The organism is Halorubrum sp. SS7 (assembly GCF_005435055.1).
Lineage (GTDB): Archaea > Halobacteriota > Halobacteria > Halobacteriales > Haloferacaceae > Halorubrum > Halorubrum salinarum.
On record NZ_SGXV01000111.1, the window covers coordinates 323 to 1,137 of the forward strand.

An 815-nucleotide genomic window follows, 5' to 3' on the forward strand; every position below is an offset into this window, starting at 1 on the left:
ACATCCGCAGCGGCGTCAAGAACGGCGGCCTGCTCCGGCGCAGCGGGGTCCGTGACATCGAGCACTTCGATCTGCCCGGCGCCAGAGTTCACAACAAACAGCCGGGACCGTGATGCGTCGTAGGCGACGATCTCTGCGCCCCCGTCAAACTCGCCCGTCTCATAGCGCCCTACACGCCGGAGACTGACTCCCTCGACGTCATTGTGAGAGTCCTCGTCTCTCTCCGGCGGGCCCCGTTGAAACGCTCGAGTTCCGACCAGAGCAGTCAACGACAGGCCACCTGTAGTACCGAGTACTGCCCGCCTGGAATAGTCGCGTTTCACACGACCACGCTCAGTGGCGTTTCGTTTAATATTTAGTAAGTGAGCAACGTCCGGCTCATGACTGCTCTATATCCGTAATTAGTATTCAGCCGAAAATGCTCCGTGAAAATCCACGGCCGGTGATACGGAAAATTCGAGGCGAAAGCCCCGCGCTTTAGCGCGGCGAGGATGTCAAAGCCGGCGAACCCCAGAGGTCGTCCGTTTGCGACTCGCCGGCAGCGTCGGTCCGCGTTCGTTCGACGTTGTCCGTCTGTTCCATACCCTCCCGCTCAACGTGGCTGTGTGCTGACCCCGATGTCAGGCGTGACGACCCTCGGGAGAAAGCGGCGACGACTCCGGGGGGGTGCCACTACGTTTAACCGGTCCGGACGAGATGTTACCAACGATCATGAAGAAGCTGATCAACGATCCGGACGACGTCGTCGACGAGATGCTCGACGGGATGACCGCGGCGCATCCCGACCGCCTGCGGCGGCTGCCGGACACGCAGGT

General features: G+C 61.2%; 2 pseudogenes. One reads left to right on the forward strand and one right to left on the reverse strand.

Annotated features, from left to right (window positions below):
* Positions 1 to 323, reverse strand: a pseudogene (locus EXE44_RS22240) (alkaline phosphatase); the annotation flags it as partial.
* A 388-nt stretch (positions 324 to 711) separates the two neighbouring features.
* Here EXE44_RS22240 and EXE44_RS21580 point away from each other — a divergent pair.
* Positions 712 to 815: pseudogene (locus EXE44_RS21580) on the forward strand (dihydroxyacetone kinase); the annotation flags it as partial.